Raw genomic sequence first — 18,246 nt, 5'->3', positions numbered from 1 at the left:
TGTGGTATTTTTGATCAAAACTGTCTACATGAAGCGAATCATGATGCTTGTTATTATGCTGAGCATTTTATTTTCGGCTATCGCGCAAAAATCTGCTTCAACAAAACCCATGCTGCCGCCTGCGATTAGCAATGTGCAACAGACTGCCAATAGTATTGCAGGTGAATTAACGGGAAGGCTTGGGTTGAATCCATCAAAAATGCCACAATTGATACCGCTTTTGCAGCGATACCTGCAGCAGAAATCTTTGATCAATTCATTGGCAACAACTAATAAGGAGGAATATCAGGCTAAATTCAAGTCCTTGCAAACTGCGCTGTTTGATCAGCTGCGGGGCGTACTAGGGCCTGATAAGTTTGCCCTGTTTCAAAAGTTGCAATCCTCTGCCAGGAATACAAATGCTGCGCATTTGTTCTACTAAATAAAAAGTCCCGCAGTTGCGGGACTTATATTCTTAAATCGCTTCCAGCTGCATTTTCTTTTGCTGCTTCTTGCGATCCTCTTCATCGAGTATGGTTTTACGCATACGAATGTAGTTTGGCGTAACCTCGATACACTCATCAAACTGAATATATTCCATACACTCTTCCAAAGTCAACAAGGTTTTTGGTGCAATATTGGTAGCTGCATCACTACCGCTGGCGCGGTGGTTGGTGAGCTTCTTGCCTTCGTTACTGTTAATTACCAGATCGCCAGGCTTATTGTTTTCACCTACAATCATACCTGCGTATACATCTTCACCTGGATCTACAAAGAAGGTACCTCTGTCTTGTAATTTATCCAAAGAGTATGCAGTAGTTACGCCGGCTTCTTTTGCAATTAGTACACCATTGTTACGGCCGGGGATTGGTCCTTTCCAAGGCTTGTATTCTAAGAAGCGGTGCGCCATGACAGCTTCACCGGCAGTTTGGGTTAGCATTTGTGTACGCATACCTATCAATCCGCGTGAAGGAATTTCAAATTCCAGGTGTTGCATTTCACCCTTGGTTTCCATCACATGCATTTCACCTTTGCGGCGTGTTACCAGGTCAATTACTTTAGAAGCAAATTCCTGAGGTACATCTACCACGAGGGTTTCGTATGGCTCACACTTCACGCCATTGACTTCTTTCAAGATTACCTGCGGCTGACCAACCGTTAATTCATAGCCTTCTCTGCGCATGGTTTCGATCAGGATACCCAAGTGAAGGATACCGCGACCGTATACCATGAAACTATCACCACTATCCGTATCCTGTACGCGTAGTGCCAGGTTCTTTTCTGTTTCTTTCATCAGTCGGTCACGCAAGTGACGTGAGGTAACGAACTTACCATCCTTACCAAAGAAAGGAGAGTTGTTGATGCTGAACAGCATGTTCATTGTAGGTTCGTCTACGCTAATGACTGGTAATGCTTCCGGATTTTCTGCATCAGCAATGGTATCGCCGATATTGAAATCTTCGATACCTACAACGGCACAAAGATCACCGGCGAAAACTTCTCCAATTTTCTTCTTGCCCATGCCTTCAAATACATAGAGTTCACGCACACGTTGCTTCTTCTGTGTACCATCAGCTTGCATCAATACAATCTGCTGACCTTCTTTGATACTACCACGGCTTACTTTACCGATAGCAATACGGCCAAGGAAAGAAGAATAATCCAATGAAGTAATCTGTAACTGCAGGTTGCCTTCACTCACTTTGGGTTCTGGTACATATTTGATGATACCATCCATTAGTGGGGTAATATCTTCACAAGCTTCATTCTTATCATTGAACCAGCCATTCTTACCGCTACCATAATAAGTAGGGAAGTTCAGCTGCTCTTCTGTTGCATCTAGGTTAAAGAACAATTCAAATACGGCATCATGCACTTCATCAGGGCGACAGTTAGGCTTATCTACCTTATTGATCACCACGATTGGGCGCAGGTTCAGTTGTAATGCTTTTTGCAGTACAAAGCGAGTCTGAGGCATTGGGCCTTCAAAAGCATCTACAAGGAGAATTACCCCATCTGCCATTTTCAATACACGCTCTACCTCACCACCAAAATCGGCGTGGCCTGGTGTGTCAATTACGTTGATTTTTACGCCTTTATACTCTACAGCGGCGTTTTTGGAAAAGATCGTGATACCACGTTCTCTTTCCAGGTCATTATTGTCCATGATCAGTTCACCAGTCTCCTGATTTTCACGGAAGACCTTGGTGGTGTGCAGAATACGGTCTACCAAGGTGGTTTTACCGTGGTCTACGTGGGCAATAATGGCGATGTTTCTAATTTGCATATAAAAATTTTCATTGAGGATCAACAGGTTAACGCTGTAGATTCCAGAAATAGTTTGCAAAGGTAGGCTTTTGCTACGGGCTGCCGAAATGCTTGGGATAATTTGACTATTTGGTCATACAAAGCGAATGAATTGTTATCTCATTTCTTACACTACTTAAAAAGCTTTGTGGCCATTCGTTTTAAAGCAAGTTCATGGAACAAATTATTCAATTAGACAGGCAAATCAGTCTGTTTTTTAATGGCTTTGTTGGTAAGCATATTTCCTTCGACGCTATCGTCTTTTTTCAATCTAACAATAATGTACTTAAAGCCGGCCTTATCATGCTGACTATTTGGGGCTTGTGGTTTATACAGGACGCACAAACCCGCGAAAGAAGAATTCGGTTAAGTATGACTATCCTCGCTAGTTTGTTGGCAATTGCCGTTGGTCGTTTTCTGGTAATGGTATTTCCGCACAGAATGCGTCCAATTAATGACCCTTCATTGGGTTTACATATTCCCGAAGAGGTAAATATGTATGCTTGGGATGCTTTGAGCTCTTTCCCAAGTGATCATGCGGTCTTATTTTATGCGCTATCCGTTTCTTTATTTGTTGTTTCGAAGCGGGTTGGTTTGTTTTTCATGTTTTCATCTGTCATCCTAATTCTATTCCCCAGAGTTTATCTCGGTTACCATTTTGCTACAGACCTGATTGTAGGGGCAATGGTTGGTGCCGCTATAGGATATTTTGTAACGAAGAGTCAGTGGGTCTATCAACAAATTGATCGTTACTTCTTTATTACAGAGCGATATCAGCAGTTTTTTTATCCGTTCATGTTTTTAGTTACCTATCAGTTTTGCGAGATGTTCTCTGATATTCGTGCGTTTTTTGATATTATGCACTAGGCAAAGTTTTTAGTAGCTTGGTGCTTAATGAAAGCAGACAAGCAACCTGAGACATTCCGACTCATTTTAAAAGTAGCGGGTATTTACAATTTGCTTTGGGGCGCATGGGTAGTATTATTTCCCATGCATTTTTTTGAGCTTACCGGATTAGCACCTATCAATCACCCAATGATATGGCAGGGCATGGGTATGGTAATTGGTGTATATGGCCTTGGTTATTGGTGGGCTGGTGATGATCCCATGCGGCATTGGCCTATTGTGGCAGTTGGTTTTCTGGGTAAAATATTCGGACCTGTGGGATTTATCTATCATTATTGGTTAGGTAATGTGCCGGCCTCTTTTGGATTTATGCTGATCACCAATGACCTGATTTGGTGGGTACCTTTCGGCATGATCCTTTATCAGGCTTATCAAAACGAAAAGAAATAATATGCAGCTGATTGCTTTATATACGATGGCGGCTTTTTACTTTGTTGCCGGGCTCAATCACTTTCTGAATGCAAGGTTCTATATGCCATTGATACCGGCTTATTTGTCGAATTGGCGTAATCTGATCAATATAGTTTCCGGCATTGCAGAGATGCTGCTCGCTATAGGGTTGCTTTTTGAAGCAACCCGTTTATGGTCGGTCTATGCCATTATCATTATGCTGATTGCTTTTATACCTGCTCATGTTTGGATGATTCAGCAAGGCAATTTTAAACTCGGCAAGATTAAGATCACACCATTGATTGCCTGGGTAAGATTACTGGTGATTCATCCGCTTTTGATACTCTGGGCCTGGTGGGTTCGATAACAGACTTAATGTATCTACTGCTTACTCGTCTTGATCATATAAAACACGTAACTTCCGTGAAAGTGCTTTCATGATTTTTTTGCGAATAGCAGCAATACTTTTTTTGTCTTGTTTCAGCCTTACTGTTCTTGCTCAAAATAATTGTGCCTGTAAACGCACACAAGCGGAAGCATCGCAGCAGCAGCAGTTTATACAAACCCTACTGAAATCCAATCAGCCCGCATGCCAGGCAGAAGGTTGGCAGTTGGTTGCAGATAGTCTTGTGGAAACAACTGATTTCGCTGGAGCGGTAAAAGCTTTAGAAAAAGCCGGTCAGTTATTCGATGCACTGAAATGTCCCGAGTCAGAGCGAAAAGCATTCTACAGAAGATGGGTTGCACTGTCAGATCATCAGGCTGCTTTCGATCAGTCATTTAGTTATCAGTTGAAACTGCTTCGCATCGCAGAAGCCGAAAAGAATGATGCTGAAGCGGCGGGTATTTTATTGGGTATGGCTCAGGTTTTCAATAGACAAAAGCAATCTGCCAATGGTATCCGCTATGCACGGCGTGCTGCAGTATTGATTGAGCAATTGCCTGCATCAGCACAAAAAGCCAATCTGTTGAATAAACTAACTGCACGTTATTTCTATTATTATCAAGACCACCGGGAAGCTGCTTATGCAGATACCGCTCAGCAGTATGTAGAAAAGGCCTTGTCTGTAGCAGAAAAACTTGGAGACAACAATGAGCAGATCATCGCACTTACCCGTATGGGGGCTATAGCGGAAAGTCGGAATGCCTTGCAGCAAGCGCTGGGGTATATCAATCAGGCATTGGCTTTATGTAAGCCGGGGCAGAATGATAATCAGTACACCACTTTGTATGGAGACAAAGGAAATATTTATCTGCAGCTGAAAGATTATACTGCTGCTAAGCAGTATGCTGATTCCTGTTTATGGTATTGCAAAAAGATTGCTTTTCCTCCAATGATCGCAAATGCCTATAGTCTCCTGTATGAAATTGCAGTACAGTCGGGCAATTATAAAGAAGCCCTTGGAGCAATGACTGCGGAGAAGCAGATCACAGACAGTTTGCAGAATGCAGATCGCAACAAGGTTATCAATGAGCTGGAGAAAAAATACAACCAGGAAAAAAATGAAAAAACCATTCAGGAATTGGCGCTGCAAAAGCAGGTATATATCCTGGTTTTAGTTGTGGTGTTATTACTGGGTGCAGCAGTGGTTTTATTTCTGAGACAACAATCCCTGAAGCAGCAGCAAAAAGCAGCAGCGGCCGAACAACGTTTGAATCGTGCCCGAATGAATCCGCATTTTTTCTTTAATACTCTGGCTGGTTTACAAACTGCAGCCTTGGAAGAAGGTGGGATCAACGTAGCCGGAAAAATTGCCAAACTTTCCCGGATAATGCGCGCCACGCTGGAAAGCACTTATCGTGAATTCAACAGTATTGAGGAAGAGATTGTTTTTCTGGAAAACTATCTGCAACTCCACTTACCTGCGAATGTGCAATACCAGATAGTGCTGGACAAGGCGATAGATGCTTCTGCCGTTATGATTCCTTCCATGCTGATTCAACCGTTTATTGAGAATAGCATCCTGCATGGTTTCAGTGGTATTGATTATCCCGGCAAACTCTTGATTCGTTTTTCCCAAGAAGCGGCACAGCTCTCTGTAAAGATCAGTGATAACGGAAAAGGCTTTACTGCGCAAACAGATAAGACACATGTATCCAGGGCCAGTCAGATCATCGAAGACCGCTTGTATTTGCTGGCCAAGCAATATCGCTCCAAAGCAAACTATCGAATTGATTCCGGGGAAGATGGAAAAGGTGTTACTGCTGTGATTAGTCTGCCCATCATTACACAATCATAGTTGTACAGATATTCTTTATCTTCCACAAAATTGCTTGTCATGCGTTGGTTAAAATACCTGATCTACCTCATCGCCATTCTGGCGATCGTTTACGTGCTTGGCCCTGCTCCGGATGCACCCAAATATGATACCAGTCTGCCATCTGTTCCAGCAGATGCATCAGGGTTAGAAGCCTATGTGGCAAAAGATCAGCAAGCGCACAAGATCAAGCCGGGTAATGAAGCACGTATTGTTTGGTACAATGATTCGTTGAAGCAGCCTACAGAATATGCGATTGTGTATTTACATGGTTTCTCTGCATCGCAGATGGAAGGAGATCCTGTACACCGGGAGATTGCCAAGCAGTTTGGTTGCAATTTGTATCTCGCCAGATTATCGCAACATGGTATTGACACTACAGAACAGTTGATGAACTTGACGCCGGATAATTATTGGGAAAGTGCAAAAGAAGCTTATGCGGTTGCCAAACAACTCGGTAAAAAAGTATTGCTGATGGGTACATCCACAGGCGGTACCTTGGCATTGCAGTTGGCTGCTACTTATCCAGAGATTGCGGGCCTTTTGTTGATCTCACCCAATATTGAAATCAATAATCCTGCAGCAGGTTTCGCGAATAATCATTGGGGTTTACAGATTGCGCGAATGGTGCAGAAGGGAAAGTATAATAAGATTGCTTCCTGTGAAACAGTTCCGGATTATGCGAAGTATTGGAATTGTAATTACCGATTGGAAGCAATTGTTGCATTACAGGAGTTGTTGGAAACAACCATGACGCAAGAAAATTTCAAAAAAATTCAGCAACCGGTATTAACACTGGCTTACTATAAGAATGAAAAAGAACAAGACCCAGTTGTAAAAGTATCTGCCATGCGTACTATGATGCAGGCCATTGCTACACCTGCTGATAAAAAAGCGTTGATTGAAATGCCGAATACAGGCAATCATGTGCAAGCCTCTCCACTGGTATCTAAAGATGTGGATGGTGTACGTAAAGCAATTGTTGAATATATGAGCAATGTGCTGAAAATCAGTCCCGCAGCAGCTTTGAACTAAATTCTCGTATATTGCCCGCTAAAATGATTGCTTATGCCCCGCAGTAAAATCGCCGGCATCGGAATGTATGTGCCGAAGAATGTGTTCACGAATCAGGATATGACACGCTTTATGGAGACCAGCGATGAATGGATCCAGGAAAGAACCGGCATTAAAGAGCGTCGTTTTGCAGATCGTACAGGAGAAACCACCACTACGATGGGTGTGGAAGCTGCTACAATTGCTATTGAAAGAGCAGGCATCACCCCACAGGATATCGACTTCATCATATTTGCTACACTTTCACCTGATTATTATTTCCCTGGTTGTGGTGTATTGGTACAGCGTGCCATGAAGATGAAAGAAATAGGTGCATTGGATGTGCGCAATCAATGTAGTGGTTTTGTATATGCATTGAGTGTGGGTGATCAGTTCATCCGCAGCGGTATGTATAAGAACATTCTGGTGATTGGTAGTGAGAAGCATTCTTTTGGTCTTGATTTCACTACACGAGGCCGAAACGTTTCAGTCATTTTTGGCGATGGCGCGGGTGCTGTAGTATTGCAACCAACAGAAGATGCCAATCAAGGTATTTTAAGTACGCATTTGCATAGTGATGGTGAAGCAGCGGAAATTCTGGCGATGTACAATCCCGGTACACATGCCAATCATTGGGTAGAGCAAAAATTTGCTGATTTCGATGAAGCGGAAATGGGTCAGATGTTCATGAGTCATCAAATGATTGACAATGCACAGAACTTTCCCTTCATGGATGGTCCTTCAGTATTTAAGAAAGCTGTTGTGAAGTTTCCTGAAGTAATTATGGAAGCATTGCACCAGAACGGCTACCAGCCTTCAGATATCAATATGCTGATCCCGCATCAGGCCAATCTGCGCATCTCACAGTTTGTGCAGCAGAAAATGGGCTTGCGCGATGATCAGGTGTATAACAATATTCAGAAATACGGCAATACCACTGCCGCATCTATTCCTATTGCGCTTTGCGAAGCATGGGAAGCGGGTAAAGTAAAGGACGGTGATTTGGTTTGTCTGGCTGCTTTCGGTAGCGGATTTACCTGGGCCAGTGCTTTGTTGAAGTGGTAAACAATTTTCAACTTCTAACATGATGCGTTATCTCCTTTTGTTCTGGTTGATGGGAACAAGTTCTTTGTTGTTTGCCCAAAAGAAAATTCACCTCAATCCGGATGGTGTCTATAAGCCACCCAGCTATTCACAGTTGGTGATGGTGAAGCAGGGCGCCACTATTTTTACTTCAGGTGTTGTAGCACAGGATACGTTGGGGAATATTCTTGGCAAAGGTGATTTGCGTATGCAAACAAGAATCGTCTTTGAGAACCTTCAGAAAATATTGGCTGCTGCCGGCGCTAGCTTCAAAGATGTGGTGAAGCTGAATTATTTTGTAGTGAATTATTCGCCTGATCAGGTGAAAATCATCAGAGAAGTAAGATCAGACTTCTTGGTGAAAGATCATCTACCTGCTAGTACATTGGCCGGTGTACAAGCTTTGTTTCATCCTGACGTTTTGATAGAAATAGAGGCGATTGCGGTTGTCCCCGCAAAAAAGTCAAGGCATTAATTTCTTGAGTCGGTTTAGTGCTTCTTGGTTCACAGGTTGATCAATCGCATTGGCAATATCTTTTTTCTCTGCAGCTGTTAAGTGAAAATTTAAACTGGCAGGCGCATCTTTTCTGGAAGGAATGTATTGAAAACAAACGCGGTGAAAGCCAGCGCCGAACTTTTCAAAACTATATTCCAGCTGATCCTGCTGATAATAATCCTGCAGCTTAAACCAATTGGTTTGTAGAATCAGAAATGGTTTGGTGAAATAGCTAAAGAGGCTTTTTGATTCCAATGGTTTTTCCCAATCGCCTAAGGCCCTGTCCCGTATTTGTAACAATACTACTTTACTGCAGTTTTCTTTCAGCCAATCCTGAAATACTTCTACAAAGCGCAGTGCTGTTTCCTGACCATAGTTATCGCGCAGCCCGGCATCCATGACATCAATAATGGGTGTTGATGGTAACCATACATTGGGTAATACATAAGGAAAGGTTGCATTGATGCGCATGGCAGATAATAAAGGCAATGCTTTGGCATCCTGCTTGGCAAAAAAACTTTGGAAGTCAACTGCATCAGGATCTTGTGGCATCAGGGCACTGGTATCAGATGTTGCTTTCATCATAAAACGTACCGGCTGAGCTGCCATAATCAGTTTTCTACCGTCTCTGCTGATAACGCCATTGAAAAATGCTGCAGGTAAGAGTCCTGCATATTCAGGCGCTGCATAACTGCTGAGTGTTTTATCTAGAATACCTTCGGTATTGGTATTTAGTTTTCGTTCAAAAGCATAACCTCTGTCTTTGTTATAGGATTGTCCGTTTACAGTAAAACCTTGTGCAGGCGCCAGTAATTCACGTGCTACAAAGGATGAGAATAAGGGGTTGAGTAAATCTTTTGCAATGGCTTCTGTGTAAGCAGGATTGGTTGGATCAACAGCACTTCCCTGAATTTTTTGATGATAGAGTTCTCGGTAATAGGCCGCACCAAGCATACCACCCGATGCACCTGTAATCAAAGCTGTTTGTTGCATCAGTGTGCCACCCATCAGGCTGTCGATATGCTGTAACACTTGCATCGTGAATGCAGCACTTCTGGTTCCGCCACCGCTTACATTAATCAGGTACATCACGGGCTTTTCTTTGCCTTGTCTGGCCTTCCAGTTATTGAGCTGACGAATCATTCTTGCTTTATCTGCAGCAATACTATCCGGATGCGCTAAAGCAATTATGCTGTTTCTGTCATACACAGGGCGATCTTGTTTATTGGTATAAATAAGACCGTATGCTTTGTTGCGTGGATCGAGTATTTCTTTTTGATAGAGCCAGTTCAGCAGCAGGTAAACCAATAGTACTACGGGGATACTCCAGGTGCGTAGAAAAGTACTGATAGCACCGATGAGTGCAATCAAGATGGCAAAGAGTATGGTAATGCTTGCAGCAGCGGGTAATTGGAAAAGTCTATTATCGTGTGTGAATCCAATCAGGGTAAGAAAAACAAATGCCAATACAATTGCAATCACCGCAGCTGCGTGGTGCTGATTGAATACTGAGCTCAGGAATGATTCGCTGTAGTGGCGCACATCGCGTGGTTTGCGTAAGCGTAAACCTGCACTCAGAAACCAATCGCAGCGGAATGATTTTTTTTCTTCCGGCAATAAAGGTTCTTTCTGCGCCAACGCGTAATGCAGGTTGGCTGTATCTATCTGCTGACCAATAAAACGATAAATGGTTTTGTCTGCACCAAAGAAATATGCGAAAGAAATACTAATGGATATCAGTAAGCCAATCGTAAAACCCGATGCCAGCAAAAAGATATCTGTGAATTGCAGCAATTCTCTTTCGCTATTGTATTGTGCAGCCTGAAACAGATATACAATGAGGTAAATTAATGGCAGCAGACTATTGTTAATACAATACTTGAGAAAGGGTTGTGCAGTAGTGGCCAGAAAACGAACCAATTTTCCATGCAGGATGAAAGTGGTGATATTCCAGCTCATGATAAAAACACCGGTTGCAAAGCCTACGATTGCAGTGCTGAAAAAATCGGTTTTATCGAAATACTCCGGCGTCAGAAATAAGGAGAATGCCCCAAAAGTCTGCATGAAATGTCCTGTAATGGTGGCAAACAAAATCAGCCAGGGCAGTAGCAATACCTGATGCTTTCTCAGGTGTAAGAACAAGAGTTGTATGGGCAGGCTATACCAAAAACCTGTGAATCGTTGTTTCCAGCTGGGCGACTGATTATGCACCATCATCTTTGGTAAGTTAGTGCATAATCCGCGCCGTTATTCGGAAACTTTCTGTTAAAAAACAGGCTTTCTACGCAGGATATAACTAAGTGCCAGTAAGGCCATTAATAAGAGCATACCGGTTAACTGATGCAGCTGTGCCATCCATTCAAAAGCACCAAAACTACCCAGTACGATATTAGGACTGGTAAGTACAGATGCAATGCCTAATGCGATTTGTAACAACACCAAATACAATGGCCAACTCTTGATGCGATTGAATAAAGGAGAGCCATGCACTTGTTTTGCCTTCCACCACCAGATGATTATCCAAATGCCCAGGATATAGGCCAATGTGCGATGGATAAAATGAATAGCAAATTTGTTATGGAATATGCTGCTCAAATCAGTGATACTATTCGCAGGATATAAGCTTCCGTTGATATCCGGCCAGGTGGGTGCTATGTTAGCAGCTTTTAGTCCGGCCATAAACGCGCCATACATCAATTGCAAGCAGAGTAAAAGAATCAGCCAAATTAGTTGTTGTTTCAGGCTGCTATTGGCAACCAGATCATGCCTTTCAGTACGAATACTCATGCCAAAAATCAGCGCATAGCCAATCAGTAACATGGCGGCAAGAAAATGTATCGCCAGACGGATATGATTCACGTAGAGATCGGCATCATTCAAACCGCTTTTCACCATGATCCAGCCCAATGCGCCTTGTAAAGCACCTAAGAGAAACAGACTTACAAGCGGACCAATCATCCAAGCCTGAAAGTATTTCTTTACCAAAAACCAGATAAAGGGAATCAGGAAAACAAAACCAATGAATCTGGCCCATAAACGATGGAACCATTCCCAAAAGAAAATGAATTTGAAATCGCCCAGCGAGAAATGATTGTTTAAGTATTTGTATTGTGCAATTTGCTGGTATTGGTCAAATGCTTTCTGCCATTGGCCTTCAGTCATAGGCGGTAAAGCACCCATGATGGGCTTCCATTCAGTAATCGATAAACCTGAACCGGTTAAGCGGGTAATGCCTCCCAGCAATACCTGAATAATGAGCATGGCCACTCCGATGAAAATCCAATTACCAACAATCCTGCGCGCTTTTGCCTCTTCCATGGTTGCTTGTTTGTGCGTTGCAAAAGTAGAACAAGCGCATAAGGGATTGGTTTTATTTTTCTGCCAGAATCGCGCAAATTGCAGGATGCTATCCCCATTTTTCCAGGAAAAGGGTCTTGAAGCCGGTTGTGATGAAGCTGGCAGGGGTTGTTATGCAGGACCAGTTTTTGCAGCAGCTGTCATACTACCCAGGGATTTTCAGCATCCTTTGTTGAACGATAGCAAGCAGGTAAAACCTACTCAGCGATATTCTTTGCGCGAAATCATTCAAGAAAAGGCAATTGCCTGGGCAGTGGCCAGTGTGTCTCCAGCAGAAATTGATCAGATCAATATTTTGCAAGCATCTTACAAAGCCATGCATTTGGCAATCGCACAATTGAAAACCCAACCTGATGTTTTATTGATTGATGGCAATCGCTTCAAGCCTTATCCAAACATGCCACATCATTGCATCATTAAAGGCGATGGCAAATTTGCCAGTATTGCTGCGGCTAGTATTCTAGCCAAAACCTATCGCGATGATTACATGCTGCAGCTGCATGAACAATACCCGCAGTACGATTGGGCCAGTAACAAAGGCTATGGTACAGCAACACACAGAAAAGCCATTGCAGAGTTTGGCTTATGCGATGAACACAGAAAAAGTTTTGCAATCAATCCGGTGCAGGCCAGTTTATTCTAACCATTCACCCGCACCTTCGCGAATCACTTCATAGCTGTCTTTGGTGCAATCAATAATCGTAGAGGGAGTCATGCCACCGGCACCGCCATCAATTACGATATCTACCTGATTACCGAATTTCTCATACATGGTAGCAGGGTCTGTGTATTCTTCTACCATATCACCCGGCAGGGAAGCAGATAAGATCGGATGTCCCAACTGCTCTACGATAGTAAGGGCAATATTGTTATCAGGGATACGTAAGCCAATCGTGTTTTTCTTGCTCTGCAAAATTTTGGGTACTTCTTTGCTTGCCGGTAGAATGAAGGTAAACGGACCTGGCAAGTAACTTTTCAGGATTCTATAGAGTGGCGTTGAAATGCCTTTGGTGTATTGGCTCAGATCACTGAGGTCGTGGCAGATAAAACTCAGCTGTGCTTTGTGTGGATCAACCTGTTTGATGCGACAAACCTTTTCAATGGCTTTGTGCTGGAAAATATCACAACCCAAACCATAAATGGTATCAGTGGGGTAGATGATGAGCCCGCCATCCATCAGGCACTCCGTAATCATACGAATATGTCTGGGATTGGGGTTCAATGGGTGTACTTCCAGCAACATGGTTCGAATATACTAAATGCTTGTTCAGCAAATACTTACTGCGTGAAATGCAGTCCACACAAGCTTTTCAAAGCTTATTCGGGCATTCTGCCCTAAATGCTATAGGTTTGCACCCCGGTAACCAAACCGTGAACTATGTCATTAATCGTTGTGGGTACAATGGCTTTCGATGCTATTGAAACACCCTTTGGTAAGTCGGACAAAATCGTTGGAGGTTCTGGAACTTACGTCGCCTACGCAGCAAGTAATTTCGTGCAGCCCGTTCAGCAAGTATCAATTGTGGGTTATGATTTTCCTGAAGAGGAAATGAATTACCTGAAAAGCCGCGGCGTTGTGCTGGATGGCGTGGAGATTGTGCCTGATAAGAAGTCTTTCTTCTGGGCAGGTAAGTATCATATGGATATGAACTCTCGCGATACGCTGGTAACTGACCTGAACGTATTGGCAGATTTCAATCCTGTATTGCCTGAGAGCTATAAGGAGACTGAATTTCTGATGCTGGGTAACCTGATGCCTAAGCTGCAGAAATCAGTGATTGAGCAAATGACTAAGCGTCCAAAGCTCATCGTAATGGATACCATGAATTTCTGGATGGAGTCTGCAATGGACGACCTGAAAGAAGTGTTGACGATGGTAGATGTATTGCTGGTGAATGATAGTGAAGCCAGACAGCTGACCAACGAATATTCTATTGTAAAAGCAGCGAAGAAGATTCTGACCATGGGTCCGAAATACCTCATCATCAAGAAGGGCGAGCATGGTGCTTTACTCTTCCACGAGAATCAGGTATTCTTTGCACCAGCATTGCCTCTGGAAGAAGTATTCGATCCAACAGGTGCGGGCGATACATTCGCTGGTGGCTTTATGGGTCACTTGGCTAAGACCAAGGATATTTCTTTCGAGAACATGAAGACTGCTATCATTGTAGGTAGTGCAATGGCCAGCTTCTGCGTAGAGAAATTTGGTCCTGAGCGTCTGCGCAGCTTAACCAAAGCAGAGATTGATGAACGTCTGCAGGAGTTTGTGCAGCTGGTGAATTTTGATATCACCATTGCATAAAAAATCTGGAGTCAATTGATCGATTCCTTATTTTCGTAGTCGAATGATGAATAATAAACATAGCAAACGCACTAAGAAACCGCTTCGAAAGGAAGGTTGGTAGTCGCTTGTCTATGTAGAACATAATACCAGACCTTCCTGTACAGGAGGGTCTTTTTTTTAATAAACAAAGCAAACCGAAAATGAAAGTAGCCGTTGTTGGAGCCACTGGGCTGGTAGGCTCAAAAATGTTACAGGTACTGGAAGAAAGAAACTTCCCCGTTACAGAATTGATTCCTGTTGCCTCTGAAAGATCAGTAGGTAAGGAAGTGGTGTTCAAAGGCAAATCGTATACAGTCGTGAGCATGATGGATGGTATCAAGGCCAAACCTGCTGTAGCTATTTTTTCTGCAGGTGGTGGTACATCTTTGGAGTGGGCACCAAAATTTGCTGAAGCGGGTATTCGCGTGATCGACAATTCCTCTGCATGGAGAATGGATCCTACCAAGAAACTGGTGGTACCGGAAGTGAATGCGCATGTATTGACTGCTGAAGATTATATCATTGCTAATCCCAACTGTTCTACGATTCAGATGGTGGTGGCATTGCAACCATTGCACCAGCGTTATGGCATCAAGCGTGTGGTGGTATCTACTTACCAAAGTGTAACCGGTACTGGTAAAAAAGCGGTGGATCAGTTGTTCAATGAAAGAAAAGGTGTAGAAGGTGAGATGGCGTATAAATATCCCATCGACCTGAATGTGATCCCACAGATTGATGTTTTTCTGGAGAATGGGTATACCAAGGAAGAGATGAAGATGGTGAAAGAGACCAACAAGATTATGGGTGATGAGAGCATTCGAGTAACTGCTACAACTGTACGTATTCCAGTAATTGGTGGCCACAGCGAAAGTGTGAATGTGGAGTTCGCCAATGATTTTACACTAGATGAAGTGAAATCTATTTTGGCTGCTGCACCGGGTGTAGTGGTACAGGATGATCCTGCACAGCAATTGTATCCAATGCCTTTGTGGGCGCATGATAAGGATGAAGTGTTTGTAGGTCGCTTGCGTCGCGATGAAACCCAAGCCAATACACTGAACATGTGGATTGTGAGCGATAACCTGCGTAAGGGTGCTGCTACCAATGCAATTCAGATTGCTGAATACATGATGCAGAACGGATTGTTGTAAATAAGTATGCAATAATGGTTAGTGAAAACGGGAGCACTGCTCCCGTTTTTTATATTTCCAATGCTGCATTGATGAAGTTCAATAATGGATGCAACGCTTTGAATGATTGCGTGATTTGTTTTACCAGTGATTTGTCAGTTAGTGTACTATCAGCAATGGTATGTGTAGCAATAAATGATTTCAGCTTGATGTATTTGATGGCCGGATTGTCTTCTTCATAACCCTTGGGTGCACGGCTGAGGCTGAGTGCTGCATCAAAATCTAGATCACCATAAGCAGCTCGAAAATTTTTGTGCTGAACGATTTTTTGGAAATCGGCAAAATTATAATCAATCTCCTGACGCAGTTTTTTCAAATCATCCGGCATAGGCATGTATAAGCCACCTCCAACAAAACTTTTACCCGGCTCTAAGTGAAAATAGTAGCCGGCAAAAATGCCTTTCTTGCCACCGCGTGCAATACTCATACCCATATTGGTTTTATAGGGCGATTTGTCTTTACTGAAACGCACATCTCTGTTGATACGAAACACACATTCCTTGTGTTGCAGGTGTGCAATGCTGGCATCAAACTTGGCTGTTTCTTTCAGCACTGCTGCAGTAAGTACCAAAAAATCTGCTTTAGCAGATTCATACAAATGTCGGTTAGCATCAAACCAAGGCTTGGAATTGTTCTTCTCTAACTTCTTCAGAAACTGAATGGTGCTGCTTTGTAACATCTTAATTGGTTTCAATCAGTTGCAGAAATTCCGCTTCGCTGATGATGTGAATGGTGTTGATTTTTTTTGCTTTCTCTAGTTTACTCCCAGCATCTTCTCCAACCACCAAATAATTCAGTTTACTACTCACACCACTGAGAATGATACCGCCTTTGGCTTCTGCCATGGCTTCTGCTTCGCTACGTTTGAGTGTAGGTAAGGTACCGGTGAAGAGAAATGTTTGTCCGCTTAACCCACCTGTGCCAGCCTGTTGTTTCTTTTCGTTCTTCAATTGTAGCCCCAACGCTTCTAATTGTTGCAGCATATGAATATTCTGTGCATTGCTGAAGAACTGATGAATACTCTTTGCCACTTTCACACCCACATCTTCCAGTTGTTGTAATACTTCTTCACTGTATTGCTGGAAGTCCAAAAGATGATTGACAGCATTGGCCAATGTTTTAGCAGTTGTTTCCCCTACATAACGAATACCTAAACCATAGATGAGTCGGTTCAGTGGTTGTTGCTTGGATGCATCAATAGCTGCGCGTAGGTTATCAATAGATTTTTTACCAAAACCTTCCAGCTTGCTGATGGCATCAAAATCTAAAGTGTAGATGCCGGGTATATCTTGTAATAAGCCCAGCTCATAGAATTTGCGCACATTGGCTTCGCCGAAGCTTTTGATGTCCATCGCATCCTTGCTCACGAAGTGGATCATTTTTTCTACTACTTGTGCCGGACATTCAATATTGATGCAACGCCAAACTGCTTCGCCTTCTTCCTTGTAGAGTTCGCTGCTGCAAACCGGACAGTTTGTTGGAAATTGAATCGTTGTTTCATCCCCTTTTCTTTGTTCCGCAATGCTCTTTACAATTTGCGGAATCACATCTCCTGCACGTTCAATCAATACAGTGTCTCCAATCATCAAATCCTTCTCACGGATATAATCTTCGTTGTGAATCGAAATGCTGCTAACAGTTACACCACCAAGATATACTGGCTCTAGTTTGGCAACTGGTGTTACAGCTCCTGTTCTACCTACTTGAAATTCTACGCCTCTTAAAATGGTGGTGGCTTGTCGGGCTTTGAACTTATACGCAATGGCCCAGCGAGGGTGGTGGCTGGTCATGCCCAATTGCTCTTGCAAAGCGATATCATTCACTTTCACCACCATGCCATCAATCTCATAAGGCAGGTCATCGCGTTTGCTTTCAAACTCGAGACAGTAATCAATTACGCCTTGGATATTACGCATCACTTTCTTTTCTCTTTCTGGAGAGCGGAAACCACAGTTCCACAGTAGTGCTAGTTGTGCTGCATGCGATTGCAGTGTATCTGTTGGTGCATCTGGTAGTAATTGATAATAGCTGATATGGTAGAGAAATGCATCGAGGTTTCTACGGGCTACTTCTTTAGGGTCTTTGATGCGTAAGCTGCCGCTGGCGGTATTGCGCGGATTGGCAACAGTGGGTAATCCTTCTGCTTTCAGTCTTTCGTTATAAGCATCAAATGCCTGTTTGGTCATGATGATTTCACCACGGATTTCAATTTGCTGAATACCATACTGGCTAAAAGGTGCAGATAAAGGAATCGATCGGATTTGTTTTACGTTGTTGGTTATGTCTTCTCCGGCCACACCATCGCCGCGGGTAGCGGCACGCACCAATTGATCATTTTCATAAATCAGGCTAATGCTGGCTCCGTCAAACTTGGGTTCTACGCAATAGGTGATTTGTTCCAGTCCGCTGGCTTCTCTGGCCTTGCGATCAAAATCATTCAGGTCGTCTGCATTGTAGCTATTATCCAGACTCAGCATGGGCACCAAGTGCTGTACAGTGGTAAAGCCATCATTCAAACTACTGCCTACACGCTGTGTGGGTGAATCTGGCGTCATCCATTCAGGATGGGCTGCTTCTGTGTGTTGTAACAGTTTGAAAAGCTGGTCGTACGCATGATCAGTGATCAATGTATCAAACAACACGTAGTATCGATACTCATGAAATCGAAGTATTTGGCGAAGTGTATTGGTTTGTTCAAGGCTGGAAATGTGATCAATCAACAGAAAAGCTTCGGTTTGAGCTTGGAGTTGACTGCTTACTTCTTTTGTGTACATAGCTGTAAAGGTAAATTTTGCCATAAAGCAGGCAAGTTTATCGTGGTGTAAAAAGTACACATCTTATTTTTGCCTAACTTTAAACGGGTTACCCTTACCCGTTGATTGCCATCATGAAAATGCAGAACCG

General features: G+C 43.1%; 17 protein-coding genes. 11 read left to right on the top strand and 6 right to left on the bottom strand.

All coding sequences use genetic code 11. The features are described 5' to 3' along the window. The first annotated feature begins 28 nt into the window (after window positions 1-28). On the top strand, window positions 29-421 hold the full coding sequence (locus J0L83_09175) for a hypothetical protein (protein MBN8664733.1): 393 nt from the start codon (window positions 29-31) through the stop codon (window positions 419-421). A gap of 33 nt (window positions 422-454) precedes the next feature. Here J0L83_09175 and typA read toward each other — a convergent pair whose 3' ends face one another. Beyond that, a complete protein-coding gene (typA, locus tag J0L83_09170) occupies window positions 455-2,266 on the bottom strand; it encodes a translational GTPase TypA (GenBank protein ID MBN8664732.1) in 1,812 nt (603 codons plus the stop codon). 194 nt (window positions 2,267-2,460) lie between these two features. Here typA and J0L83_09165 point away from each other — a divergent pair, with 194 nt between their 5' ends. From J0L83_09165 to J0L83_09135, 7 genes are all read left to right on the top strand, one after another. Then, window positions 2,461-3,153 (top strand): phosphatase PAP2 family protein, encoded by a 693-nt coding sequence (locus tag J0L83_09165; GenBank protein MBN8664731.1) that lies wholly within the window; start codon window positions 2,461-2,463, stop codon window positions 3,151-3,153. Window positions 3,154-3,180: 27 nt separating this feature from the next. Beyond that, window positions 3,181-3,582: a hypothetical protein gene (locus tag J0L83_09160; GenBank protein MBN8664730.1), complete on the top strand. Its 402-nt coding sequence runs from the start codon at window positions 3,181-3,183 to the stop codon at window positions 3,580-3,582. Between the two features lies 1 nt (window position 3,583). Further along, complete coding sequence (locus tag J0L83_09155; protein ID MBN8664729.1) at window positions 3,584-3,949, top strand: hypothetical protein; 366 nt, start codon at window positions 3,584-3,586, stop codon at window positions 3,947-3,949. A gap of 103 nt (window positions 3,950-4,052) precedes the next feature. Then, window positions 4,053-5,822 (top strand): histidine kinase, encoded by a 1,770-nt coding sequence (locus J0L83_09150; protein MBN8664728.1) that lies wholly within the window; start codon window positions 4,053-4,055, stop codon window positions 5,820-5,822. A gap of 39 nt (window positions 5,823-5,861) precedes the next feature. Further along, on the top strand, window positions 5,862-6,875 hold the full coding sequence (locus tag J0L83_09145) for an alpha/beta hydrolase (protein MBN8664727.1): 1,014 nt from the start codon (window positions 5,862-5,864) through the stop codon (window positions 6,873-6,875). A 33-nt stretch (window positions 6,876-6,908) separates the two neighbouring features. Beyond that, window positions 6,909-7,958, top strand: coding sequence for a ketoacyl-ACP synthase III (locus tag J0L83_09140; protein MBN8664726.1), 1,050 nt, complete (start codon window positions 6,909-6,911; stop codon window positions 7,956-7,958). Window positions 7,959-7,977: 19 nt separating this feature from the next. Next, complete coding sequence (locus J0L83_09135) at window positions 7,978-8,451, top strand: RidA family protein (GenBank protein MBN8664725.1); 474 nt, start codon at window positions 7,978-7,980, stop codon at window positions 8,449-8,451. Here J0L83_09135 and J0L83_09130 read toward each other — a convergent pair. Together J0L83_09130 and J0L83_09125 are read right to left on the bottom strand one after the other, a co-directional pair. Next, entirely contained in the window at window positions 8,440-10,689 is a 2,250-nt protein-coding gene (locus J0L83_09130) for a patatin-like phospholipase family protein (GenBank protein MBN8664724.1), read from the bottom strand. The genes J0L83_09135 and J0L83_09130 overlap by 12 nt on opposite strands. A gap of 48 nt (window positions 10,690-10,737) precedes the next feature. Then, entirely contained in the window at window positions 10,738-11,790 is a 1,053-nt protein-coding gene (locus J0L83_09125) for a COX15/CtaA family protein (GenBank protein MBN8664723.1), read from the bottom strand. An 85-nt stretch (window positions 11,791-11,875) separates the two neighbouring features. Here J0L83_09125 and J0L83_09120 point away from each other — a divergent pair, with 85 nt between their 5' ends. Further along, a complete protein-coding gene (locus tag J0L83_09120; protein ID MBN8664722.1) occupies window positions 11,876-12,472 on the top strand; it encodes a ribonuclease HII in 597 nt (198 codons plus the stop codon). On the opposite strand, the gene J0L83_09115 is transcribed toward J0L83_09120, so the two are convergent. Then, window positions 12,464-13,072: a threonylcarbamoyl-AMP synthase gene (locus J0L83_09115; GenBank protein MBN8664721.1), complete on the bottom strand. Its 609-nt coding sequence runs from the start codon at window positions 13,070-13,072 to the stop codon at window positions 12,464-12,466. The genes J0L83_09120 and J0L83_09115 overlap by 9 nt on opposite strands. Window positions 13,073-13,207: 135 nt before the next feature. Between J0L83_09115 and J0L83_09110 the strand changes: the two genes are divergently transcribed. Together J0L83_09110 and J0L83_09105 are read left to right on the top strand one after the other, a co-directional pair. Further along, a complete protein-coding gene (locus J0L83_09110; GenBank protein ID MBN8664720.1) occupies window positions 13,208-14,131 on the top strand; it encodes a bifunctional hydroxymethylpyrimidine kinase/phosphomethylpyrimidine kinase in 924 nt (307 codons plus the stop codon). A 182-nt stretch (window positions 14,132-14,313) separates the two neighbouring features. Then, window positions 14,314-15,303, top strand: coding sequence for an aspartate-semialdehyde dehydrogenase (locus tag J0L83_09105; GenBank protein ID MBN8664719.1), 990 nt, complete (start codon window positions 14,314-14,316; stop codon window positions 15,301-15,303). A 49-nt stretch (window positions 15,304-15,352) separates the two neighbouring features. Here J0L83_09105 and J0L83_09100 read toward each other — a convergent pair whose 3' ends face one another. Together J0L83_09100 and ligA are read right to left on the bottom strand one after the other, a co-directional pair. Next, on the bottom strand, window positions 15,353-16,021 hold the full coding sequence (locus J0L83_09100; protein ID MBN8664718.1) for a DUF2461 domain-containing protein: 669 nt from the start codon (window positions 16,019-16,021) through the stop codon (window positions 15,353-15,355). 1 nt (window position 16,022) lies between these two features. Then, window positions 16,023-18,116, bottom strand: coding sequence for an NAD-dependent DNA ligase LigA (gene ligA / locus J0L83_09095; GenBank protein ID MBN8664717.1), 2,094 nt, complete (start codon window positions 18,114-18,116; stop codon window positions 16,023-16,025). Window positions 18,117-18,246 lie beyond the last annotated feature (130 nt).

The organism is Chitinophagales bacterium, from assembly GCA_017303835.1.
GTDB lineage: Bacteria > Bacteroidota > Bacteroidia > Chitinophagales > Chitinophagaceae > JAFLBI01.
Note: the sequence above shows the minus strand (reverse complement) of the source record. Positions and strands in the feature narration are given on the sequence as shown.